At 37.2% G+C, this 22,869-nt stretch carries 23 protein-coding genes; 12 read left to right on the top strand and 11 right to left on the bottom strand.

Translation table 11 applies throughout. The annotated features are described in order from the left end of the window. Positions 1-30 precede the first annotated feature (30 nt). Positions 31-2,313 (bottom strand): NADP-dependent oxaloacetate-decarboxylating malate dehydrogenase, encoded by a 2,283-nt coding sequence (gene maeB / locus GTK47_RS11070; protein WP_165123182.1) that lies wholly within the window; start codon positions 2,311-2,313, stop codon positions 31-33. A gap of 556 nt (positions 2,314-2,869) precedes the next feature. On the opposite strand from maeB, the gene GTK47_RS11065 reads away from it, so the two are divergent. After that, positions 2,870-3,493 (top strand): response regulator, encoded by a 624-nt coding sequence (locus GTK47_RS11065; RefSeq protein ID WP_069368881.1) that lies wholly within the window; start codon positions 2,870-2,872, stop codon positions 3,491-3,493. Positions 3,494-3,572: 79 nt separating this feature from the next. On the opposite strand, the gene GTK47_RS11060 is transcribed toward GTK47_RS11065, so the two are convergent. Beyond that, on the bottom strand, positions 3,573-4,133 hold the full coding sequence (locus tag GTK47_RS11060; RefSeq protein WP_165123180.1) for a hypothetical protein: 561 nt from the start codon (positions 4,131-4,133) through the stop codon (positions 3,573-3,575). A gap of 206 nt (positions 4,134-4,339) precedes the next feature. Here GTK47_RS11060 and GTK47_RS11055 point away from each other — a divergent pair, with 206 nt between their 5' ends. From GTK47_RS11055 to GTK47_RS11045, 3 genes are read left to right on the top strand one after another with little or no spacing between them, the layout of a single operon-like run. Beyond that, positions 4,340-4,711: an ArsC family reductase gene (locus tag GTK47_RS11055; protein ID WP_165123178.1), complete on the top strand. Its 372-nt coding sequence runs from the start codon at positions 4,340-4,342 to the stop codon at positions 4,709-4,711. A gap of 5 nt (positions 4,712-4,716) precedes the next feature. Further along, complete coding sequence (gene dapE / locus GTK47_RS11050) at positions 4,717-5,847, top strand: succinyl-diaminopimelate desuccinylase (protein ID WP_109393973.1); 1,131 nt, start codon at positions 4,717-4,719, stop codon at positions 5,845-5,847. After that, positions 5,844-6,512: a M15 family metallopeptidase gene (locus GTK47_RS11045; protein ID WP_109393974.1), complete on the top strand. Its 669-nt coding sequence runs from the start codon at positions 5,844-5,846 to the stop codon at positions 6,510-6,512. Before dapE ends, GTK47_RS11045 begins: the two co-directional genes overlap by 4 nt. Positions 6,513-6,514: 2 nt before the next feature. On the opposite strand, the gene GTK47_RS11040 is transcribed toward GTK47_RS11045, so the two are convergent. Continuing rightward, positions 6,515-6,898, bottom strand: a complete 384-nt coding sequence (locus tag GTK47_RS11040; protein ID WP_165123176.1) for a DUF454 family protein — start codon at positions 6,896-6,898, stop codon at positions 6,515-6,517. 98 nt (positions 6,899-6,996) lie between these two features. Between GTK47_RS11040 and GTK47_RS11035 the strand changes: the two genes are divergently transcribed. Continuing rightward, a complete protein-coding gene (locus GTK47_RS11035) occupies positions 6,997-7,206 on the top strand; it encodes a YpfN family protein (protein WP_109393976.1) in 210 nt (69 codons plus the stop codon). Here GTK47_RS11035 and GTK47_RS11030 read toward each other — a convergent pair. From GTK47_RS11030 to GTK47_RS11020, 3 genes are all read right to left on the bottom strand, one after another. After that, positions 7,169-9,217 (bottom strand): GNAT family N-acetyltransferase, encoded by a 2,049-nt coding sequence (locus tag GTK47_RS11030; RefSeq protein WP_165123174.1) that lies wholly within the window; start codon positions 9,215-9,217, stop codon positions 7,169-7,171. The two genes, GTK47_RS11035 and GTK47_RS11030, sit on opposite strands and share 38 nt — an antisense overlap. A gap of 2 nt (positions 9,218-9,219) precedes the next feature. Then, positions 9,220-9,672, bottom strand: coding sequence for a DUF441 domain-containing protein (locus tag GTK47_RS11025; protein WP_006533030.1), 453 nt, complete (start codon positions 9,670-9,672; stop codon positions 9,220-9,222). A 61-nt stretch (positions 9,673-9,733) separates the two neighbouring features. After that, positions 9,734-10,618, bottom strand: coding sequence for a neutral zinc metallopeptidase (locus GTK47_RS11020; protein WP_165123172.1), 885 nt, complete (start codon positions 10,616-10,618; stop codon positions 9,734-9,736). 224 nt (positions 10,619-10,842) lie between these two features. Here GTK47_RS11020 and GTK47_RS11015 point away from each other — a divergent pair, with 224 nt between their 5' ends. Together GTK47_RS11015 and GTK47_RS11010 are read left to right on the top strand one after the other, a co-directional pair. After that, the gene (locus GTK47_RS11015; protein WP_165123170.1) at positions 10,843-11,541 is read left to right on the top strand and encodes a YafY family protein; all 699 of its coding nucleotides are present in this window, start codon (positions 10,843-10,845) and stop codon (positions 11,539-11,541) included. Between the two features lie 92 nt (positions 11,542-11,633). Further along, complete coding sequence (locus tag GTK47_RS11010; RefSeq protein ID WP_165123168.1) at positions 11,634-12,245, top strand: glutathione S-transferase family protein; 612 nt, start codon at positions 11,634-11,636, stop codon at positions 12,243-12,245. A 156-nt stretch (positions 12,246-12,401) separates the two neighbouring features. On the opposite strand, the gene purC is transcribed toward GTK47_RS11010, so the two are convergent. From purC to dapA, 4 genes are all read right to left on the bottom strand, one after another. Further along, on the bottom strand, positions 12,402-13,115 hold the full coding sequence (purC, locus tag GTK47_RS11005; RefSeq protein ID WP_088495303.1) for a phosphoribosylaminoimidazolesuccinocarboxamide synthase: 714 nt from the start codon (positions 13,113-13,115) through the stop codon (positions 12,402-12,404). 524 nt (positions 13,116-13,639) lie between these two features. Then, positions 13,640-14,230, bottom strand: coding sequence for a phosphatase PAP2 family protein (locus tag GTK47_RS11000; protein ID WP_088495302.1), 591 nt, complete (start codon positions 14,228-14,230; stop codon positions 13,640-13,642). Positions 14,231-14,517: 287 nt separating this feature from the next. Next, on the bottom strand, positions 14,518-15,564 hold the full coding sequence (gene bamC / locus GTK47_RS10995) for an outer membrane protein assembly factor BamC (protein ID WP_165123166.1): 1,047 nt from the start codon (positions 15,562-15,564) through the stop codon (positions 14,518-14,520). Positions 15,565-15,580: 16 nt separating this feature from the next. Next, positions 15,581-16,480, bottom strand: a complete 900-nt coding sequence (dapA, locus tag GTK47_RS10990; RefSeq protein WP_165123164.1) for a 4-hydroxy-tetrahydrodipicolinate synthase — start codon at positions 16,478-16,480, stop codon at positions 15,581-15,583. A gap of 215 nt (positions 16,481-16,695) precedes the next feature. On the opposite strand from dapA, the gene GTK47_RS10985 reads away from it, so the two are divergent. Continuing rightward, entirely contained in the window at positions 16,696-17,253 is a 558-nt protein-coding gene (locus GTK47_RS10985) for a glycine cleavage system transcriptional repressor (RefSeq protein ID WP_036912784.1), read from the top strand. 17 nt (positions 17,254-17,270) lie between these two features. Beyond that, positions 17,271-17,741 carry a thioredoxin-dependent thiol peroxidase gene (gene bcp, locus GTK47_RS10980; protein WP_165123162.1) on the top strand — a complete coding sequence of 157 codons (471 nt, stop codon included), beginning with the start codon at positions 17,271-17,273 and terminating at the stop codon, positions 17,739-17,741. Between the two features lie 81 nt (positions 17,742-17,822). Here the strand turns inward: bcp and GTK47_RS10975 are convergent, their stop codons facing one another. Then, positions 17,823-18,899, bottom strand: coding sequence for an AI-2E family transporter (locus GTK47_RS10975; protein WP_109393983.1), 1,077 nt, complete (start codon positions 18,897-18,899; stop codon positions 17,823-17,825). A gap of 154 nt (positions 18,900-19,053) precedes the next feature. Here GTK47_RS10975 and GTK47_RS10970 point away from each other — a divergent pair, with 154 nt between their 5' ends. The 3 genes from GTK47_RS10970 to GTK47_RS10960 all read left to right on the top strand — a co-directional run bounded on the left by GTK47_RS10970 (position 19,054) and on the right by GTK47_RS10960 (position 22,834). Further along, on the top strand, positions 19,054-20,526 hold the full coding sequence (locus tag GTK47_RS10970) for a M48 family metallopeptidase (RefSeq protein ID WP_165123160.1): 1,473 nt from the start codon (positions 19,054-19,056) through the stop codon (positions 20,524-20,526). 8 nt (positions 20,527-20,534) lie between these two features. Next, positions 20,535-20,891, top strand: a complete 357-nt coding sequence (gene arsC, locus GTK47_RS10965; RefSeq protein WP_165123158.1) for an arsenate reductase (glutaredoxin) — start codon at positions 20,535-20,537, stop codon at positions 20,889-20,891. 692 nt (positions 20,892-21,583) lie between these two features. After that, positions 21,584-22,834, top strand: a complete 1,251-nt coding sequence (locus GTK47_RS10960; protein ID WP_165123156.1) for an MFS transporter — start codon at positions 21,584-21,586, stop codon at positions 22,832-22,834. The last annotated feature ends 35 nt before the right edge of the window (positions 22,835-22,869 follow it).

The following is a 22,869-nucleotide window of genomic DNA, read 5'->3' as shown; positions in this document are numbered from 1 at the left end:
TTTATAGATGTAACTATCTAATTAGTAATATTAGTTTTGAGATTGTGCCTGAGCTTCAACAACAGCTAATGCCACCATATTCACGATACGACGTACTGACGCAATTGGTGTCAAAATGTGAGCAGGTTTAGCAACACCCATTAATACTGGCCCTACTGTTACACCATCAGAGCTAGTTACACGTAATAAGTTATAGCTAATACGTGCGGCTTCCATTGTTGGCATAACTAACAGGTTTGCGGAGCCTTTTAATGGGCTATCAGGCATCACATCACGGCGAATAGACTCTACTAATGCCGCATCTGCGTGCATTTCACCATCAATTTCTAATTCAGGCGCACGTTGTTTGATTATCTCTAATGCTTTTCTGAGTTTGATTGATGATGGGCTATCGAATGAACCAAAGCTTGAACGAGAAACTAGCGCTGCTTTTGGCTCAATACCAAAGCGACGGATAGTATCAGCAGCCATAATCGTAATATCAGCTAGTTGTTCTGCGGTTGGATCTTCATTGACATAAGTGTCTGTAATAAAGGTGTTACCACTTGGCAATAATAGTGCGTTCATTGCCCCCGCAGTTTCCATTCCTTCACGTAAGCCAAACACATTTTTGTAGATTTCAAAATGTTCAGAATAACTACCTACTGTACCGCAAATCAGACCGTCCGCTTCACCTCGGCGAACCATAATGGCACCAATCAATGTTGGATTACCAATCATTGCACGGCGAGCTTGCTCTTGTGATACACCGCGACGTTTCATGATTTGGTGATATTCTTGCCAGTACTCTTTGAAACGTGGGTCGTTTTCATTATTCACTACTTCAAAGTCTTTACCGGCTTTAATATGTAACCCCAATTTCTGAATACGCATTTCAATCACACTAGGGCGACCAATTAAGATTGGTGTGGCTAATCCTAATGTTACTAGCTCTTGCGTTGCATGCAGTACGCGATTTTCTTCCCCTTCTGCTAACACAATACGTTTTTTCTCTTTCTTTGCTTGAGAGAAAATAGGTTTCATAAATAAGTTCGTTTTATAAACAAACTCATTGAGGTGTTCGATATAAGCAGAGAAGTCTTCAATTGGGCGTGTTGCAACACCAGAATCCATCGCTGCTTTTGCAACTGCTGGCGCAATTTTCACAATCAAACGTGGATCAAAGGGTTTTGGAATAATGTATTCAGGGCCAAAAGAGAGTTCCTGATCACCATAGGCAGAAGCAACTTCTTCGTTTTGTTCTGCTAACGCTAATTCTGCAATAGCATGAACACAAGCGAGTTTCATCTCCTCATTAATTGTAGTCGCACCAACGTCTAATGCGCCACGGAAGATGAATGGGAAACACAATACATTATTAACCTGATTTGGGTAGTCAGAACGTCCTGTACAGATAATCGCATCTGAACGTACTGCTTTTGCTAGTGGTGGTAAAATTTCAGGCTCTGGATTTGCAAGCGCGAGAATAAGTGGATCGCGTGCCATTTTTTTGACCATTTCTTGCGTTAATACGCCCGGCCCTGAACAACCTAAAAAGATGTCTGCATTATTAATAACATCATCTAATGTACGCGTACCGTTATCTTCAATCGCATAAGCCGCTTTGGTTTCTGCCATATTGGCTTCACGACCGCGGTAGATAACCCCTTTAGAGTCACATACAGTGATATTTTCGCGTGTTAACCCTAAAGCAACCAATAAGTTCATACAAGCAATAGATGCGGCACCAGCTCCTGATACCACTAATTTTACTTTGCTGATCTCTTTTTTAATAATACGTAAGCCATTGAGGATGGCTGCTGTAGAAATAATCGCTGTACCATGCTGATCATCATGGAATACAGGAATGTTCATTTTCTCACGCAGTTTTTTCTCAATATAGAAACACTCTGGTGCTTTAATGTCTTCGAGGTTAATACCACCAAATGTTGGCTCTAATGACGCAATAATATCAACGAGTTTATCAGGATCTGTCTCATTAACTTCAATGTCAAAAACATCAACGCCAGAAAACTTCTTAAACAAAACGCCTTTACCTTCCATCACAGGCTTACCTGCTAAGGCACCGATATTTCCAAGTCCAAGTACTGCAGTACCATTTGAGATCACCGCGACAAGGTTACCTTTGGCTGTATAGCGATAAGCGGCAAGAGGATCGGCTGCAATTTCTAAACAAGGAGCAGCGACGCCCGGTGAATAAGCTAATGCTAAATCACGTTGGGTTATGAGTGGTTTTGTCGGTGTTACTGTGATTTTGCCGGGTACGGGAAATTCATGAAAATCTAGAGCGCTTTGTTTTAATTTGTCTTCCATCTTCATATCCTTTGTATCAATAGGGTAAGGGCTTCGTTAGTATAATGGTAATGGGGCGTTAAATCATGACGGCTCCGACACTTTTTTCAAATTAGTAAACTAGATTCATTATAAACAATTAATACCTAGTTATAGGTATATTATTAACCCTATTTAATTTCATCTGTGTAATAAACTCGAACAGAAAAAAGACAATAGTTGTTTATTATTTATCAGATATTAAATTAACATTTAAAATAATTAAATTTTTTATATAGTTTAAAAAAACAATAACTATTTTCACTTGTTGATTATTTTTAAAATAGCCTCGTCCCTGCACAACTCATTGTAACTATAAAGATTTTATAGAATTAGATTTTTTGTTAGTCTTTTTGGTTATTTTCTTTTTTACCCGTAACAATAATTGGTGTAATATTGCCAACCGTCAATTTTATTTTCTTATTCTTTTAATAAGATGTCTGATTCTAATTTTTATTCCTCATTTGGAATTTACTTTTTTATTTTCTGCTATTGGAAAGATTACACACATTATTATTTTTTTTTAGGGAGAGGGGTTATGCCTAGCTACTCAATTATGATAGTGGATGATCACCCTATCATGAGATATGGATTACGGCTATTGTTAGAAAAAGACAAGGATTTTGTCGTAGTAAGCGAAAGTGGCAATGCTCAAGAGGCTGTAACCGCTGCAAAACAATTAAATCCAGACTTAATTATGATGGATTTAAATCTACAAGGGCGTTCAGGTATTGATATTATTCGAACACTTCGTCGCTCTGGTTTAACATCTTATGTTCTTGTTTTATCTGTTTCTGATTCACGTAATGATGTTTACGCTGCATTAGATGCTGGCGCAAACGGTTATCTTTTAAAAGAGTGTGAGTTAGACATGCTATTACTTAGCCTACGCAAAGCTGCTGTTGGGCATCCAGTTTATAGCGAGCGAGTGTGGCAATATATTCAGCTTAGGCAAAACTATTCTGATCCGCTTTCAGCGTTGACTAAAAGAGAGTTGGATGTTCTTCATGAAGTGTCTGCTGGAATGAAAAATAAGCAAATTGCTGAGAATTTATTTATTTCTGAAGAAACAGTGAAAGTTCACATTCGTAATATTTTAAAGAAACTGCAAGTCACTTCTCGTTTAGCTGCCAGTCTTATTCTTATTAAGCACCAGTACTAAACGTTTTACCCCGACACTAGGTCGGGGTAAAAAGATATATCGCTTTAATATTCCATTTAAGACTGTATCAAGTCATTTATTACTCAATAGGTACTGGATAACTCAATACTTTAAAATGGTTATCAGGTAATTTTTCGATATTTAACTGATACAGTTCTCGATTTATCCCATTAATCACAATATCAAGTTCGCTAAAAGCAGATTGTATTTCTTCATTCGTTGCCCATGAAGGAATACCTTTCACTCCATAATAGAAATAAATTTTACTTTTACCTGAGCCTATTGGCTGAATTTCTTTTATCTGACTAATAAAAAGATGACCATAACAGAAGTCTTGATAAGGTTGCCAAGCTTTGCGCCCTTTTTCACTAAGATTGAACACCCACTCTTCTCCATTTGCGGTTTGTTCAATCAATCCTGCTTCGACTAATGCATTCATTCTTTCTAATACCCATGGTGCATCATCTTCATTGCTGTACACAGGCCATTTCCCTTCGCCCAAACACAATAAATAATCACTGTTAAAAAAGGCCTCTAAGGCTATTTTATACTCATCAACTTTTGGACTGTCTTTTTCTTCGTCAGCCCAGCTAAAAGAAGAGAGTAAAAGCAATATAAGACTCAGTGAAATACTTTTCATATTTTCTTTTACCAACGGAAATCTTTATTCGTATTTGTATTACTCTACGCTACACAATTCGTTACACTAACGTGACAGTTTAATATCCGATATATTTTATAATGTAAATAGGATTTTTCACTACAACAAAAGCTGTTATTTTGGAATTGTATAACACTCATTCACATCAATACTAATATTACGTATTGTCATATAAGGAAAATATCATGTCCATGACAAACCTGACATATACCATGTACGGCATAAAAAATTGCGATACCATCAAAAAAGCGCGTAAATGGTTAGATGATAATCATATTCCTTACGCGTTTCATGATTACCGCAAAGAAGGTTTGACGGAAGCATTATTACGCACCTTTACAGAAAATTTAGATTGGCAGACACTTGTGAATAAAAGAGGAACAACTTGGCGTCAATTATCCGATGAAGAAAAGAACGCAATCACTGATGTCACCTCGGCAATTTCACTTATGTTAGATAAACCAGCCATTATTAAACGCCCTATTCTTATGTCATCTGACAACCGTTTTATCGTTGGTTTTGATACCAATGATTATTCGACCTTTACAGGAGCCTAATTTTTATGTCCTGTCCTGTTATTGAGCTTGCACAGCAACTGATTTCGCGTCCATCAATCAGCCCTGATGATCAAGGTTGTCAGCAATTGATTATTGATAGGCTTGCCCCTCTTGGTTTTACTATTGAAAGAATGCCTTTTGGTGAAACTGAAAATCTCTGGGCTTGTCGTGGTGGTGAGGGTGAAACACTGGCTTTTGCTGGCCATACTGATGTTGTACCAACAGGTGATCCTAATTTATGGGATAATCCACCTTTTGAACCGTCTATTCGTGATGGTATGCTATATGGGCGCGGAGCGGCAGACATGAAAGGCTCGCTTGCTGCCATGATTGTAGCAGCTGAGCGCTTTGTTCGCTCTTATCCTGATCACCGTGGGCGACTCGCTTTTTTAATTACATCAGATGAAGAAGCTAAAGCCGCAGATGGTACGGTTAAGGTTGTACAATCATTAATATCACGTGGCGAACGCCTTGATTATTGCCTTGTGGGTGAACCTTCAAGCCAACATCATTTAGGTGATATGGTAAAAAATGGTCGTCGAGGCTCAATAACAGCAAATTTAATTATTCAAGGTGTGCAAGGTCATGTCGCTTATCCTCACCTTGCAGAAAATCCTATTCATCTTGCCTCTCCTTTTATCCAAGAACTTGTTAATACGGTTTGGGATGAAGGCAATGAGTTTTTCCCAGCCACCACTATGCAAATTGCCAATATTCATGCAGGTACAGGCAGTAATAATGTGATCCCCGGTGAGCTGTTTATTCAATTTAATTTCCGCTTTAGTACCGCAATTACGGATGATGAAATTCGTCAACGCACAGAAGCGTTATTACAAAAGCACCAACTTCGCTACCAATTAGAATGGTCGTTATCTGGTCAGCCTTTTATTACTGGGCAAGGCAAATTACTTGAAGCAGTACGCTACTCCGTTAAGCATTACACCAATTTAGAGCCAGAACTCTCCACCAGTGGAGGCACTTCTGATGGCAGATTTATTGCCCAAATGGGAGCACAAGTTGTCGAATTAGGCCCTGTTAATGCAACAATCCATAAAGTTAATGAGTGTGTTAATGCGGCCGATTTACAACAACTTAGCCGAATTTATCAGCGAGTTATGGAGCAACTTATTTTATGATAACGCCTTTAATGCTAACAGGCCGTTCTACCGACCATTTAGTCACCTTATCCGGTCAGCATCGCTTACAGTTTAATGCCACGAAGGCTTTTTTAGCGTTACAGCAACAAGCCACAAAAGCAGGCTTTAAATTAATGCCAGCTAGCTCTTTTCGTGATTTCAATCGCCAATTAGCGATATGGAATGGAAAGTTTGAAGGTAGTCGCCCTGTTTTAGATGCCCAAAGCCAGCCAATGGATATTCATGCATTATCAGAAGGTGAACGCTGTCTCGCTATTTTAAAATGGTCTGCATTGCCCGGCGCAAGTCGCCACCATTGGGGCACTGAAATTGATATTTACGATCCTTTTCGCTTACCTGAAGGTCAATCATTACAATTAGAACCTTGGGAATACGAAGAAGGTGGCTATTTTGCAGAGCTTAATGAATGGTTAACGGAGAATATGTCAGCGTATGACTTTTATCGCCCTTTTACTCATAAAGAGAGTGATATTGCTTACGAGCCTTGGCATATCAGTTACTGGCCTCTTTCTCATGAAGCGTCACTTGCTTACACACCTGATATTTTAAAATCGGTGTTAGAAGAAGAGAATATTTATGGTAAACAGTGGCTATTAGCTAATCTTGACGAGATATTTGCACGTTACATTGTTTTGCCTGAATAACGTTATTTTTCACATGGAGCTTCTTGTTGATCGTTAACAGGAAGTCTCCACATAAATATCAACAAACACACTAAGATTATCAGCAATAATATTCTGACCCAAAGCATAGACACTAACCACAGTGAAATTGCAAAGGTAATTAAGATCACTAAGATAGCTTTAGGTTTTGCCCCTTTAGGCATAGCGCGATAAGTTTGCCAATATCGTAAATAAGGGCCGAACCAAGAGCGATATAGTAACCAATAATGAAAGCGCTTTGACGAACGAGAAAAACACCATGCGGCTAGTAATAAGAAAGGTGTAGTAGGTAATACAGGTAAAACAACCCCTAATGTGGCTAATCCCACACATAACCAACCTGCTATAATCAATAATATCCGTTTCATGCTGTGCTTTTCCAACTCATGCTTTATTGCGTTATTTTATAGAGTAAATAAAAAAGATCCTCATTCTCAACAACAATTTTAAAATATAAGGCTTATTTATGCACTGGCTTGCTGACTATTGGTGGGTAATAATAATTCTTTTAGTAGGAATTATTATTAACGCTATTAAAGATATGAACAAAATCGATCCCAAGCAATTTCTTAAAAATAAGCGAAAGTTACCGCCACATCGTGATTTTAATGATAAATGGGATGATGAAGATGATTGGCCTAAACAAAATCAAAACAAGAAGGATGAGAATAAGTAGCTAACCACTGTTGATAACGTGATGTTAACTGAGCATCTTTTTCAGCCATTAATTGCGCGCATTGCTCTCTTAATTGCTTAGTTAAAACTTTTTTTCCTAATAAAGAAAACTCAGCCACGCACTGCTCAACTGATTTATTGTCTATAAAAAAAGCCACTAATAACGGATAGTGTTGCTCATAACCCACCAAAAAGTTAGCAACACTCTCATAAACAGTAAGGACTGGTCGATGAGCAAATGCAAAACCTGCCATCATTAACCAGTCGTCTTGTGGTGTAGCAATATGACTTGGTATTAACTTATCCGCTAAACAGAGTTTCGTTTGCTGTTCTATCTGCGGATATTGCAAAGCAAAAGCGCGCAAAGAAGAGTGCAATAACTGTTTGCCTTTTTCTGTTAATGGATAAATCGCCATTGCGGCATAACATCCACTGCTCGCCTCTTTATGTACTCCTAATCGCACTATTTGAAAGCCACATTGCATCCAAAACTGCGCTAACATTTCGGTATAACCGAAACTTACCGAAAGATAATCAATAACCTGTTTTTGACTCTCTTTGACAATATTAGCAATTAAATTTGCGGCAATTTTTTGGCGTCGATATTGAGGTAAAACAGCAATGCGACTAATGCGCAATGAATTCAAACACATCGCATCAGGTGTGAGACCATAAGTGACTAATGATTGAGCAACCAAATTACCTCTAGGCCTGCGAGTGCCTAGCCAGACATCATGAGCAAGTTCGAAAGGCAATCCTCCTTCTTCGATACACCACACTGCACCCACAATTTTTTTATCAATTGATGCTGCCCAATAATGTTGTTTTTGACCATCCAGTAAACGTCGCAGATCAAGTGGCGTTGTTCGATAATGCGCACTAGTAAGCAATTGATAAAAATCATGTAGTTGTGAAATGTTATTGTGCCAATCTCCTTGGAGCTGGTGGATATCGACCTCACCTTGTTGCTGGTGTGCAAAATCATACTCAGGCTCATCAAGCAATAGCAATTGATTAAGCCAATTTTCTAATGAACAATCTTTAGCCCAACGAATGGGCATTTGTAATTGAAGTGTACGTAAATTAGGGATGTTATCTCCTAACTTCAGCATAAAACCACGCCCTGTTCCCTCATAACCTTGCACTGTGGTTGTCATTAATACATGAGGAAAATAACTACACAGCACTTCTAGTTGTGCAATAGGTAGAGAAGCAGCCTCATCAATAATCAGCCAATCACTTTGAATTTCGTTATTTATGCATAGCGCTAATAAATTATCAGGAGAATAAAATGAAATGACTTTATTGGTATGTGAAGATAAAACATCTGTACTATTTTTAGCTGGCGCACATACCAGCACATTTCCTTGATATTGCTCGATAAACATTCCTGCAAGCGCGGACTTTCCTCTGCCTCTTGGTGCAATAACACTCCAAACGCCGGATGTCGATGAGAGTAAACTATCTAAAATCGCTTGCTGCTCTGCGGTCGGTTTACCTTCTGGAAGCGCCCAAAGCTTAGTTTTTTCAATCAATGTGGGGAATTGAAATGGCGTTGATTGTTGCCAGACAATCACTTGATCATCACCTAAAGTGATATTTTTTAGCCATGCCATAAAATTTGGTGTTGAAAGTACGCCTTGAGCATCATTCCAGCGCTGACTATCGTTATCGATATAACTATCCCAGCTTTCAATATCAGGTAGACACAAAATCAATAAACTACCTGCTTTTAATGTGCCCGTTAACATGGCTAAAGCATCAGTATTAAATCCCTCATTGGCATCAAAAACAGCATGTAAAAACTCACGCCCTAACAGACGAATAGCATGTTCAGGTAAAATAGCATTAGATGGATTGGAAGAAATAGTGACCCAATCACCTTGGCATAATTGAGTAATTTGCTGGATCTGCGTCATTTGCCATGTAGGATCACCCGCTAATAGCAGTAACTGACGTTGCCCTAATTGGGTTAACTTTTGCTGATATTGATGTAAATAGGAAACTGGCACAGCTAGGATTTGCCGATTAACAATGAAAGAATGCCAGCTGCAATTAATGGCCCCACAGGTACACCTCGGAAAAGTGCGACACCAATGACGGTTCCCACTAATAAACCAGCAACTGTTGAAGGCTGATTATTCATTAAAGAAACGCCTCGTGCACCTAACCAAGAAACCGCAATGCCTATCGCAATCGCTAACAATGATTTCCAGTTTAAAAATGAGTTAAGAACTTCTTGCCCTGAAATACGCCCTGTTGCAATAGGAGTCATTACCCCAATAGTCAGAATTAAGATCCCGATGGTCATGCCATATTTTTCAACAACAGGAAAATATTGATTTAGAGGCGTGATTTTAATCACTAGCAAAGCAAGCATTGCTAACGTTACAGTCATATTATGACTAATAATGCCAAGTCCGGCGAGAACCAGCAAAATTAATAGTGAGGGATCAACGTTACTCATGTTTGTTCCTAAGCCTTTCTCTTTATAGCGTTAATTGTCTTTTATTTACCGAGGAATGGTATTAGTTCAAAGACGAAGAAGCAAATGTATCACAAGATTTGATGCTGCCACTGTTATAGCCACGCATAAACCAAGTTTTACGTTGCTCTGCAGTACCGTGTGTAAAGCTATCAGGTACGGCATAGCCTTGTTGCTGTTTCTGTAATTTGTCATCACCAATCGCTTGCGCCGTTTTAATCGCCGTTAATAAATCGCTTTCATCAATACGACCTTCACCTGCAATAAAGTGGCCCCACATTCCAGCAAAACAGTCTGCTTGTAGTTCTAATTTTACGGATAAACGATTTGCTTCTGCTTTTGAGCGTGCCATTTGTTGTTTTTCACGCATTTGATTAGTGATACCTAATAAATGCTGAACATGGTGTCCGACTTCATGTGAAATCACATAACCTTGAGCAAACTCACCGCCGCCACCTAGGCTATGTTTCATTTCATTATAAAAAGAGAGATCGAGATAAATTTTTCTATCCGCAGGGCAATAAAAAGGTCCCATTATTTTCGTACCTGTGCCACATTGCGTTGTGGTGCTATTGGTATATAACACAAGTTTAGGATAGCTATATTGTTTGCCCGCTTGTGCAAAAACAGTTTGCCAGAAATCTTCCGTACTGGCTAAAACAACACTACTAAAATCTGCGGCTTCATTATAAAGGGCACTTTGTTGTTCGTTGCGTTGTGGTGCTTGGTTGGTTTCGCCCGTTAATGAGTTAAAATCAAATCCCATAAAACTGGCTATCACTAAAACAATAATAACCACAAACCCGTATTTAGTGCGTAATAAAAGAGCAATTAATCCTAATGGAAGATTACCACCACCTGATACGGGAGAAGATTGCCCTCTTCTATCTTCAACATTGTCACTTCTTCGGCGATCATTCCAACGCATACCTTATCCCCACAGTTTAAATAGACGACTTTAGTTTTATTATGAGCAGATTTATCACTTGATTTGAGATAATAACAAAAAATTGTAATCTCTATTCCCTATTTTTTAAGAGCAAGATAATAGAGACTATTAGAGAAAATAATTCAACACATTCTAGTCATTTCATAATAGAATTCTTACTCTTTATCCTTGCGTTTTTTCTTCACTAATAAATAGATAATTTAATGACCCGAACTCAACGTTTACTCACTTTATTGCAGATTTTAAAAGAAAATCGCTATCCGATAACAGCAGAAGTACTGGCAGATAAATTACAAATCAGTGTCAGATCTATTTATCGTGATATTGAATCTTTACGTAATCAAGGTGCTGAAATTACGGGTGAAGCAGGCATAGGTTATCAACTGAAATCAGGCCTCCTACTTCCTCCATTAACCTTTGATATTAATGAACTTGAAGCACTTATTTTAGGTCTACGTTGGGTAGAAAGTAATACAGATAAAGAATTAAGTCACTCTGCATTACGGGCAATAAATAAAATCAATGCGGTGGTCACAACACAACACCAAACCTTGCTTGAGCAAAACACATTATTTGTTCCCACTAACCGAATTATTGAAGTTGATCATACCATTGCTAAAGATATGCGATTAAGTTTACGCGAAGAAAAGAAAGCAAAAATTAATTATAAAGACGCTCAAAAACAATTAAGCACTCGGGTTATTTGGCCTATTGCAGTGGGTTATTTTCAAGATTCGCAAGTTATTGCCGCATGGTGCGAACTACGCCAAAGTTATCGTCACTTTCGACTCGACAGGCTTATTTCTTATGAAGTATTAAGTGACAATTTACCTTATCCTAAAAGCTATTTATTCTCACGCTGGAAAAAAGAGATCTTAAAAGAGTCTCCTGACAAAAACTGACACACAGTTTGCGTAATATCTTCCTTACTGTTCTTCCTTTAGCCATCTCGGTTTAAATAATATCCTATTAATCAACACAGTAAGGAAACATTATGAGTGAACTTATTCTTTATACTAATACAATATCTCGTGGTAACACTGCTGAGCTTCTCTTAAAAATATTAGAAGTGCCTTATCAGCGCGTTGAATTAGAATATGGCGAACCAATGCATACTCCTGAATATCTTGCTATTAATCCGATGGCAAAAGTTCCTGCATTAGTGGATGGCGAAATCGTCGTTACAGAGACAGCAGCTATTTGTGCTTATTTGGCAGATAAGTTTATTGAAAAAGGATTTGCTCCTGCCCTCAATTCACCTGAGCGTGCTGCTTATTATCGTTGGTTCTTTTTTACCGCAGGCCCCATTGAATCTGCATTTACCGTAAAAGAGCTTGGTGTTGAACTTAATGAAGAGCAGCAAAAATCATCTGGTTTTGGTTCTTTTGAACGCACATTTCATTGTTTAGAAACCGGTTTAGCCCACGCCAAACCTTATCTTTGTGGTAAAAATTTGACTGCTGTTGATGTTTATGTGGGTTATTTTCTTATCTTCTTATGTAAATATGCACTTATTGAACCTACACCACTGATTAACCAATATATTGATAGCCTTGCACTTAATAAAGAAATAAAACAATTATTAGAAAGCTTAGAATTACGATAATTTTTCTTATTATTAAATGTAATTAAATCAAGCTATCGTTATAGTTGCTTGTTTAATAACATTCTATTTAGTACGCCTATTTAAGACAAAAGGTCAGCTTTTAAGCTGACCTTTTCTAATTACATCTTGTTTAACTTGACGTAATCGTTTGCGTATTTAGTCTAAAGAAACACCGATTCGACGTGCAACTTCTTCGTATGCTTCAATTAATCCGCCTAAGCTTTGACGGAAACGGTCTTTATCCATTTTATCTAAGGTATTTTTATCCCATAGACGGCTACCATCAGGAGAGAACTCATCACCTAATACCACTTTGCCGTGAAACAGACCAAATTCAAGTTTAAAATCGACTAAAATAAGACCTGCTTTATCAAAGAGTTCGCTAAGGACATCGTTTGCTTTATAGCTCAAACGTTTCATTTCTGCGAGGTTTTCTTTAGATACCCAACCAAAGGTTTCGCAGTAAGATTCATTCACCATAGGATCATGACGAGCATCATCTTTTAAGAATAAATCAAAGATTGGTGGATTTAAAAGTGTACCTTCTTCGATACCTAAACGCTTAACTAATGATCCCGCAGCGCGATTACGGATCACACATTCAACAGGTACCATATCGAGTTTTTTTACTAGCACTTCATTATCAGAAAGCAAACGTTCCATCTGCGTTGGGATACCCGCTTCTTCCAGTTTATTCATAATGAAATGGTTAAATTTGTTATTTACCATGCCTTTACGATCAAACTGTTCAATACGTTGGCCATCTAACGCTGATGTATCATTTCTGAATTCAAGAATAAGAAAATCAGAAGATTCAGTGGCATAGACCGTTTTGGCTTTTCCACGATACAACTCAGCTTTTTTCTGCATCTGACACACTCCAAAGATGTGATAGGTTTAACAAGAAATTTGCTTCCCATACTCTACTCTAGATCAGACAAAAAAGCTTTTAAAACGTGAGTACTATCACTAAAAAATCTCGTCTTTAATGCAGAACTCACAACCTTTTTTATCAAAAATAATCTTTGTTATTAGAAGTCATATTTCAATTAATTCTCTTGGATAAAGAGGTTAATAACTATTTGTTATAATCACCAATAAAAAATCGTTTGATAAAATCAGAATATATAAAAAACAAAAAGTCAGAATAAGAATAATTATAGATTATATCACTGCATTCTTTCTATTTTCAGGTGATATTCTTAGTAAGCATTAGTCATGTTTCACATTACATTTATTTTGAGTAATTAATAATAAAAAAACCAGATTAATTTCTTTTTATTAAAATTTAATCTGGTTATCAGTATTAGCATCAACAAGTTTTAATAATTTATCTCTAATCTATTTTATATTTAAAAAGACTCATGTTATCTCTTAATAACATCATGCTTTAATTAAATAATGTAGCAGTAAATCTCATAAGCAAACCAGCCTAATAAAGCGCCAGCAGGTAAATCAATTAAGTAATGTTGTTTCGTAAACATGCAAGATAATGCAATAAATAATGGGAATAAGAAAACCCAAGGTCCTAAGGTTGCATAAGCAAGACATGCGGTGAGTGTTGCAACGGAAACGTGCATACTTGGGAAGCAGTTTGAGGAGTCATCAAAATACTGAACAAATTTAAGAAATTTCTCTGACGCCGTTTTTCCTGGGTTTAAGGTGCGCCAATGTGCTGGAGTTGCAACAGGGAATACAACAAAGAAAAACATTTGCATGACTAACAAAACAATATAACTAAAAACAATCATAATGAATTGTCTTGAGTCTTGAATGATCCAGTTAAGATATAAAATTGCAGGATAATATAAAAAGCTATAGATCCATGACCACCATGGCCAGAAAGGAATTTTTTCATCAATCGGTGAATTAATAACTTTCACTTCTCTCAATGTATATCGTTGAGTAAAAAAATAAAATTGATAAACACCTACAATAAGTATCCCACTTAATATCAAGTGAATAATCATATCACCTGCACTCATAAATACTCCTTCATATAGTCAGAGAATGCTTTGTTATTTTTATTTAAGAATAAGAATTGACGCAATATTGCATAAATTTAAGCGTATTGCATTAAGATTAATATTATTAATAAATTTAAATTAAACCCTATCATTAAAAGAGCATTCAATTAATGATGTTTAGTTTTATAGCTTCAATTGCATTTTTATAAATAAATTTCAATTTAGATTAATACAATTAAGTTAAGAGCATAAAAAAACCGCACAATGTTTATTGTGCGGCTTCTGATATTTTTAAAGAATAATACTTATTTAACTGGTTTACTGAAAGCAGCTTTCAGTGCAGCAACCATTTGATCATTTTGTGATTGTGTTAATGGTTTACCTTTATCACTGATAAATTGTAAACTACTGCGGTTATTTAAATCACCGACTTGTAATTTATAATCCGCTTCTTCAACAGTTGGTCTATCAACACCTAACGCACTCCAATTTGCACTGCTCATTCCTTTATAGGTTACTTCAATTGAACCTTTAGAACGTGTGCGATCGCCCATCTTCATACCAACACTTTCTAATGCGATTGGTAATCTATCCCAAACCACATCAAATGGTGCACGAACGATAATCACTGGAAGGCCAGCATTATCACTGCCACTTTGAACATCGATAATACCTTGTAAGCTACTACTTGCCGTATTTTCGCTTAAATTACGCATACGGTTTAAGCCATCAACCAATTCGTTTAGCATTAAAATATTGTAACGTTTCACTTCAGCTGGATCAGTTATCTCAGTTTCGCCTTGGCGTAAACCTTCGTTAGTCACTGTTAACGAAATAACATTACCTGACTGAGCAATCGCTAAACGCTGGCGTGTTTGGAAAGGTACGTTTTCATCTGCGCGTAACCATGTGATCCAATCAGTGTGGATCTCTTTTTGCCCAGCATCACTTTTGACAATCGCAACACCTTTCTCTTTTAAGATAGAGCTAACTTGCTCATACAGTGTTGTATTTTCAGGTGAATTTGGTAATAACAAACGGCTGTTATCTGCATTATTTTCACTGCGTGAACCACTTAACAGATTCAGTGCTTGAGTTGGTGGACGAATATCAAGCGCTAAACCAACAGGTTCAGTTTTTTTAGGGGTTGGGATGTCATATTCCCCATTTTGCAAAGGCAACACCATACCCGCCGGAATCGCTAAATTTTTTAGCCCTGCCGTCTCTAAATAAGACTCATCACCACTGACCTGACGTTTATAGCGCTGATCACTTGAACAGGCTGCCAGTAAAACCACCAGCGACAGACCCGCGACTTTCATAATCTTTGATTTATGCAATAGTGTTGCCATTAAAATTCCCTAAGTTTTACAGTATTCCCGCTGTTAACAGCGCTTTCTCAACAATTTGCTGACCTGATGATGTCAACGGAGTCATAGGTAAGCGCAATGTGGCGTCTTCAATCAATCCAATACGTTGACACGCCCATTTAGCTGGGATTGGATTAGGTTCAACAAATAACTGATGATGTAAGTCCATCAGACGTCGATTAAGTTCACGTGCTTTTGCAAACTCACCCGCATTTGCTAATCGACATAATTCTACCATCTCTGACGCAGCAACGTTAGCAGTAACCGAAATAACGCCATGACCGCCAAGTTGCATAAAGTCTAATGATGATGCGTCATCGCCACTTAATAAGATAAAACTATCATCATTAACCAACTCTTGGATTTGACTAACACGACTTAAGTTCCCTGTCGCCTCTTTAATTGCCACAATATTATCCAACTTGGCTAAACGTGCAACTGTTACAGGCAATAAATCGCATCCAGTACGACCCGGTACATTATACAGGATTTGTGGTAATGCTGTGCTTTCAGAAATCGCTTTAAAGTGCTGATACAATCCTTCTTGTGAAGGTTTATTATAATAAGGTGTGACACTTAAACAACCTGCAATAGCTTTATTTTCAAACTGTTGTGTAAACCAAACTGCTTCAGATGTTGCATTAGCACCCGTGCCAGCAATCACAGGAATACGCCCATCTGCCATATCTAATGTCATTAGAACGACATCAACATGCTCGTCATGACTTAATGTTGCAGATTCTCCTGTTGTACCGACAGAAACTATTGCGGCACTGCCTGCATTAACATGATAGTCAACTAATTTACGTAAACTAACCCGGTCAACATTGCCTTTTGCATCCATTGGTGTAACCAATGCCACCATACTGCCTGTAAAATTAAATTCGTTATTCACCATAATCATTGCTCCGAGATAGACGTATACTCAATGGTACTCATTCATTGCTCTATTGAAAACTACTTAACTCTAGGTTTCTAATGAAATTTGCTAATATTCTTTGATATGAATTAAAGAGATATAATAATTGAAGATAGTGAGCCTGAGATCTTGGCAGAAATCGAAATTTGTGTTTACCTGTTAAGAATAAACTGAAAGTCAAAAGGAACCTTATTTTGCCCATACCTGATAAACATTTTCTCGTCATTACTGCATTAGGTGCTGACCGTCCTGGTATTGTTGATACCATTACACAATTAGTCAGCCAATGCGGATGTAATATCGAGGACAGCCGACTTGCGATGTTTGGTCAAGAGTTTACGTTTATCATGCTACTTTCAGGTGGCTGGAACGCTATCGCACAATTAGAAGCGTTATTGCCCATTAAAAGTGCGGAACTGGATTTATTGACCGTAATGAAAAGAACGACCAATGGTGCACCGATTACCTATCCTTCAACAATCGCAGCAAAAGTTGATATTGAAGATGCGCCCGGTATTGTAGAACGCTTTACTAATCTATTTAGCCAACATAATTTTAATCTTGCTGAATTAATATCTAAAACACACCCGTCAGAAGATGGTTCACCTGCCCGTTTAGAAATACAAATTACGGCGCATAATCCATTAGATGATCATGGTCTTGTTATTAATGAGAAATTTAATCAATTATGTACAGAGCTGAACGCTCAAGGCACAATAAGTATCGTAAATAGTCTGATGATGAAACAGTAAAAATGGAGAATGACCTAATGAACCCATTAAAAGCCGGTGAAAAGGCGCCTCAATTCAGTCTGCCCGACCAAGATGGAGAAACAATTAATTTATCTGATTTCGCTGGCCAACGTGTACTCGTTTATTTTTACCCTAAAGCAATGACACCTGGTTGTACAACTCAAGCTTGTGGCTTACGTGATGAAATGGATGTACTAAAAAAAGCCAAAGTTGAAGTACTCGGTATCAGCACAGATAAATCAGAAAAACTTTCCCGCTTCGCTGAAAAAGAGATGTTAAATTTCACGTTGCTTTCAGATGAAGATCATAAGATTGCAGAAGAGTTTGGTATCTGGGGAGAAAAGCAATTTATGGGGAAAACTTACGATGGCATTCATCGTACAACATTCTTAATTGACAAAAATGGTGTTATCGAACACGTATTTGATAACTTTAAAACCAGTAATCACCATCAAGTCGTTCTCGAATATCTCACTCAGCATCCATAATAAATGCTTCGAATTGATAAGATAACAGACAGTTTGCACTGTCTGTTTTTTTATTTCTTGTTAATACATTCAAGACGGTACTTAGCTTTTCTTTGTATGTTGCTCATTCGCAATTTCATCAGGTAATGCATGCAATACTGCTTTTATCAGCGTTGCTAATGGTATAGCAAAGAAAACTCCCCAAAATCCCCACATTCCACCGAATATAATCACTGACAATATAATAACTAGAGGGTGCATATTTACGGCTTCAGAGTACAAAATTGGCACTAATAAATTGCTATCTAATCCTTGAACAACAAGATAAGCGATAAATAACGCCCAGAAATCAGAGCCTAATCCCCATTGAGATAGTGCAATCACAATAACTGGAATTGTTGCTAAAACAGCACCAACATAAGGAACTAAAACAGAAACACCGACGATAACAGCAAGTAATACAGAGTAGCGTAAGTCGAAGAAAGCAAATACAAAATAAGTGAAAACACCCACAATTATCATTTCGGTTACTTTACCCCGAATATAATTGGTAATTTGCTGGTTAACTTCAATCCAAACTTGAGCTGCCAATATTCTGTTTTTTGGTAAAACTCGACGAACTGCATTAAGCATCTGTTGCTTATCTTTAAGTAAGAAGAACGTCATTAAAGGTACAAGAATAAGATAAATCGACAGTGTAATAATTCCTATTAATGAAGCTAAAGACACTTTTAATACAGATTCAGCTACCGTTGAGAATTTGCTGCGTAAGTTTTCTGCCATCATATCAACAATGCCCGCATCCATTAATGCAGGGAAACGATCCGGTAATTCATGCGCAAAAGCATTGAACTTATTGATCATATTTGGGATATCTGAAATCAGTGTCATCCCCTGTTGCCACACCGTTGGCGCTAAAATCAAAATTACAATGGCACTAATACCGATAAAGAGTGTCAGAATTATCGATACTGCCCATATACGGGCGCATCCTAATTTCTCAAGTAAATGAGTTGGCCACTCTAAAAGATAAGCAAGCACAATTGCCACTAATAAAGGAGCAAGTATGCCACTAAAAAAATACAGAATTGAAAAGCCAGCAATCAAAATGACCACAAGGGCGATAACTTGTGGATCAGCAAATCGGCGTTTATACCATTGAACAAGCAAGTCCAGCATGAAAATAAAGATCCTTTATAATAATCAGAATAATAGAGCTGTATGTATTCATTTACATAAGCAATAATCTTTTGACAGATTTTACGTTAGGTTTTGCTATCATACATCATTAATTATTAATTTTTCGTTAAGATAGCCATCAGGATACAGTTGTATGAAACTCAGACTTAAAAAACCATTAGTCGCGCTTCTTGTTTCTGCGTTGCTATCAACATCAGTAGTGCCCGCTCAGGCTGCGATTGATATTGAAGACTCTTTACCTGATATGGGAACCACCGCAGGTTCAACATTAAGCATCAATCAAGAAATCGCTATGGGTGATTACTATACTCGCCAACTGCGAAATAGTGCACCATTAGTTTTTGACCCATTACTTTCTAACTATATTAATAATTTAGGGCAAAAACTTGTTTCGAACGCCAGTTCGGTGAAAACTCCTTTTCACTTTTATTTAGTTAACAACCCCAATATTAACGCCTTTGCTTATTTTGGGGGAAACATTGTTTTGCATTCCGCTCTCTTCCGATATAGCCGAACAGAAAGTGAATTAGCCTCTGTTATGGCTCACGAAATCACTCACGTTACTCAACGACATTTAGCGCGAATGCTGGAAGATCAAGCAAAAACAACGCCTCTTGCTCTTGCCGGTGTATTAGGTTCTATCCTGATATTTATGGCAAACCCTAATGCAGGCCTTGCAACTTTCACAGGAAGTATGGCGGGTATGCAGCAAAATATGATCACGTTCACGCAAATGAACGAGCAAGAAGCTGATCGTATCGGAATACAAACACTCTACCGCGCAGGATTTGATCCCAAAGGAATGCCTGATTTTATGCAAATCCTTGCAGACCAAGTACGGTATAGCTCTAAACCACCTGAAATGTTATTAACTCACCCCTTACCCGATAGTCGTTTATCCGATGCAAGAAGCCGAGCAAGTCAATATCCTGCTCGACAACTTCCACAATCAGCGGATTTTCTGTTTGCCAAAATGCGTGTATTAACCATGCTGACAAAAAATCCAACATCAGAGAATGCATTACAAACGACACTTGATCAGTTTAAGCAAGGCACCGCTCTTGAACAATCAGCCGCTAATTATGCGCTAATACTGATCTATTCTCGTGATCGTAAATTTGATGACGCAAGAAAACTGCTCACTCCGATGTTAGAAAAAGAACCGAATAACATTTGGCTTATTGATGCCATGACGGATATCGATTTAGAACAAAACCGTGCTGGTAATGCGGTTGCAAGATTACAACAGGCATTGAAACAAAGGCCCAATAATAATGTTCTTATTGCCAATTTAGCTAATTCATATATGCATAATAAGCAATATAACGAAGCTAACCGCCTGCTTTATCGTTATACCTTTGATAATCCAAACGATCCTATCGGTTGGCAATTAATGGCAGAAAACTCAGCTAAACAAGGTGATAGAGCTCATGAATTAGCCGCTTATGCTGAAGACTTGGCCCTAAGAGGTGACTTTGAAACCGCAATTCGTTATTTAGGTGATGCAAGCCGACAAGTTAAATTAGGCAGTAATGATCAAGCGCGTTTTGATGCTCGCATAGACCAATTAAGAAAAATTCAGCAAAGAGACAGTCAATTTAAATAAGGGACAACATGACCAAGAAAGTGACGATTTATCATAATCCACGCTGTTCAAAAAGCCGTGAAACCTTACACTTACTAGAAGAAATGCAAATAACACCGAATGTTATTCACTATCTAGATATCCCCCCTTCAGTAGCAGAGCTTAAAACACTGCTTAAAGCATTAGGTTTTAATGATGCTAGAGCGTTAATGCGTACAAAAGAAGAAATTTATAAAACGCTAAAACTGGCTGATGAAACATCGCAAGATGCATTAATTCAAGCAATGCATGAAAACCCTAAACTTATTGAACGCCCTATTGTGGTTGTCGGTAATAAAGCCCGTTTAGGTCGCCCACCAGAACAAGTGAAAGAACTGTTTAATTAATCTTCAAAATTTAAAGCCCATATTTATGTTCTTACATATATGGGCTTCTCTCTATCTACTTCATTATTAATCTCGCAATCGTTTACTCTCTTTTATCAAATCAGAAGCCAATCATCAAATGTTGTTAAATTGTAAAAATTACAATTAGCAAAGTGTTTCTTATTTCCACAATAGAAAAAAACTAATCGCTTTATGCTTTCAAAAATTTTCATCTCAATTTCATATTTTTTATGAGTAAGAAATCGACATTTTTGAAAACTTTTATTTAGATCACACTACGCCGTATAAACTCACGATTATAAGAAAAAAATAATCATGCGTTTCATTTATATTGTGACTCAAGTCTCTTTACACAAATGCATTCCTACATATCATGGACATCAGAAAATATGATAGCAGAATTGATAAGTAATAAATTCTTGCCAAAATATTTTTTCATTATCATCCAAGAAAGAAATTAACAAGAAATACACATTTAAAACAATACTGCAACACAGCAATAAGTTTTCAATTTGTTATTTACTCTACCTCTTCTTTTATTGTTGTTTTTAACTTGATGACAATTAATCAGTGTGAAATGAAGTTGTAGATGTATATGAAATAAACAACGTTATAGCCAACATTATGGGCAATTAAAACTAACCAATCGCCATTATTGGTGTCAGGTGATTGCTAGGCTAATAGGAAAACAGATGAATATCGTACTTAGATTAAAACTTGTCTCATTCCTCCAGTTCTTTATATGGGGATCTTGGCTTGTAACATTTGCCTCGTATCTCTTTGGAGAACTGCATTTTAAAGGTAGTGATGTTGGGCTTATTTTCAGTGCTCTTGGACTTGCCTCACTTATCGCACCCGTCATCATGGGTTTTATTGCAGATAAAATAAATAACCGTAAATTAGTGTTTATTACCCTGCATATTTTTTCCGCATTAGCATTAGTGTTAATGTCGCAAATGACGACAGTAACTACACTATTTTTTGCAACTCTATTACATTTATTGTTCTTTATGCCAAGTATCTCAATGGCAAACAGCATCATTTTCGAACTATTAGAACAAAAACATTTAGAGCCTAATAACTACTTCCCTAAAATTCGTGTTTACGGCACTGTTGGTTTTATTGCAGCCATGTGGGTGATTAGCTTCTTAGGTTTAGGTAATAGCTACCACCAGCTCTTTGTTGCAGCGATCGCCTCTATTGTTTTAGCTGTATTTGCAATGTTTTTACCTGCCACTAAAGCAGTTGATAAAAATGAAGCTAAAGTCGAAGAAGTGGCATTTAGTATCACTAATATCTTGCAAGTATTTAAAAAGAAAAATGTCGTTGTTTTCTTATTCTTCGCAACATTATTAGGATCAGTACTGCAGATTACGAATACATTTGGTGTGCCATTCCTGCAAGATATTGCACAATCTCCAAATGCAGATGATTCATTCTTTGCTCGTTATCCTTCTGTGTTCTTATCTATTTCACAGATTTCAGAAGTCGTATTTATTCTGTTCCTACCACTGTTATTAAAACGTGTAAGAATCGAAACTATCGTTTTATTTAGTATGATTGCTTGGATCTTACGTTTTGGTTTCTTTGCTTACGGTGACTACACATCATTAGGTCAAATCGTCTTATTATTATCAATGATTGTGTATGGTTGTGCATTCGACTTCTTTAATATCTCTGGTTCACTATTCTTAGAAAAAGAGATCCCATTACAATATCGTTCAACAGCACAAGGTATGTTTATGACCTTAGTGAACGGTTTCGGTACTTATTTAGGTGCAATGTTAAGTGGTTGGGTCATTGATTTATACACCACCAATGGTGCGGTTGATTGGAAATCATTCTGGTTAATCTTCACTGGCTACACTGTTGCAATCACTGCACTTTATCTGATTTTCTTACTGGTTCCTCAGAAGAAAACCAAAGTAGTAGAAGCAAACTAATTATTTAACCCTCCTCCTTTATTGTTTGTGTCTCT

The organism is Proteus sp. ZN5 (genome assembly GCF_011046025.1).
GTDB lineage: Bacteria > Pseudomonadota > Gammaproteobacteria > Enterobacterales > Enterobacteriaceae > Proteus.
The sequence above is the reverse complement of the archived record's forward strand: the minus strand, read 5'-3'. Positions and strand labels throughout refer to the sequence as shown.

What these genes read in the sequence shown, in the direction of transcription:
- maeB (WP_165123182.1), bottom strand. Translation starts at nt 2,313, where the DNA reads ATGGAAGACAAATTAAAACAAAGCGCTCTAGATTTTCATGAATTTCCC.
- GTK47_RS11065 (WP_069368881.1), top strand. Translation starts at nt 2,870, where the DNA reads ATGCCTAGCTACTCAATTATGATAGTGGATGATCACCCTATCATGAGA.
- GTK47_RS11060 (WP_165123180.1), bottom strand. Translation starts at nt 4,133, where the DNA reads ATGAAAAGTATTTCACTGAGTCTTATATTGCTTTTACTCTCTTCTTTT.
- GTK47_RS11055 (WP_165123178.1), top strand. Translation starts at nt 4,340, where the DNA reads ATGTCCATGACAAACCTGACATATACCATGTACGGCATAAAAAATTGC.
- dapE (WP_109393973.1), top strand. Translation starts at nt 4,717, where the DNA reads ATGTCCTGTCCTGTTATTGAGCTTGCACAGCAACTGATTTCGCGTCCA.
- GTK47_RS11045 (WP_109393974.1), top strand. Translation starts at nt 5,844, where the DNA reads ATGATAACGCCTTTAATGCTAACAGGCCGTTCTACCGACCATTTAGTC.
- GTK47_RS11040 (WP_165123176.1), bottom strand. Translation starts at nt 6,898, where the DNA reads ATGAAACGGATATTATTGATTATAGCAGGTTGGTTATGTGTGGGATTA.
- GTK47_RS11035 (WP_109393976.1), top strand. Translation starts at nt 6,997, where the DNA reads ATGCACTGGCTTGCTGACTATTGGTGGGTAATAATAATTCTTTTAGTA.
- GTK47_RS11025 (WP_006533030.1), bottom strand. Translation starts at nt 9,672, where the DNA reads ATGAGTAACGTTGATCCCTCACTATTAATTTTGCTGGTTCTCGCCGGA.
- GTK47_RS11020 (WP_165123172.1), bottom strand. Translation starts at nt 10,618, where the DNA reads ATGCGTTGGAATGATCGCCGAAGAAGTGACAATGTTGAAGATAGAAGA.
- GTK47_RS11015 (WP_165123170.1), top strand. Translation starts at nt 10,843, where the DNA reads ATGACCCGAACTCAACGTTTACTCACTTTATTGCAGATTTTAAAAGAA.
- GTK47_RS11010 (WP_165123168.1), top strand. Translation starts at nt 11,634, where the DNA reads ATGAGTGAACTTATTCTTTATACTAATACAATATCTCGTGGTAACACT.
- purC (WP_088495303.1), bottom strand. Translation starts at nt 13,115, where the DNA reads ATGCAGAAAAAAGCTGAGTTGTATCGTGGAAAAGCCAAAACGGTCTAT.
- GTK47_RS11000 (WP_088495302.1), bottom strand. Translation starts at nt 14,230, where the DNA reads ATGAGTGCAGGTGATATGATTATTCACTTGATATTAAGTGGGATACTT.
- bamC (WP_165123166.1), bottom strand. Translation starts at nt 15,564, where the DNA reads ATGGCAACACTATTGCATAAATCAAAGATTATGAAAGTCGCGGGTCTG.
- dapA (WP_165123164.1), bottom strand. Translation starts at nt 16,480, where the DNA reads ATGGTGAATAACGAATTTAATTTTACAGGCAGTATGGTGGCATTGGTT.
- bcp (WP_165123162.1), top strand. Translation starts at nt 17,271, where the DNA reads ATGAACCCATTAAAAGCCGGTGAAAAGGCGCCTCAATTCAGTCTGCCC.
- GTK47_RS10975 (WP_109393983.1), bottom strand. Translation starts at nt 18,899, where the DNA reads ATGCTGGACTTGCTTGTTCAATGGTATAAACGCCGATTTGCTGATCCA.
- GTK47_RS10970 (WP_165123160.1), top strand. Translation starts at nt 19,054, where the DNA reads ATGAAACTCAGACTTAAAAAACCATTAGTCGCGCTTCTTGTTTCTGCG.
- arsC (WP_165123158.1), top strand. Translation starts at nt 20,535, where the DNA reads ATGACCAAGAAAGTGACGATTTATCATAATCCACGCTGTTCAAAAAGC.
- GTK47_RS10960 (WP_165123156.1), top strand. Translation starts at nt 21,584, where the DNA reads ATGAATATCGTACTTAGATTAAAACTTGTCTCATTCCTCCAGTTCTTT.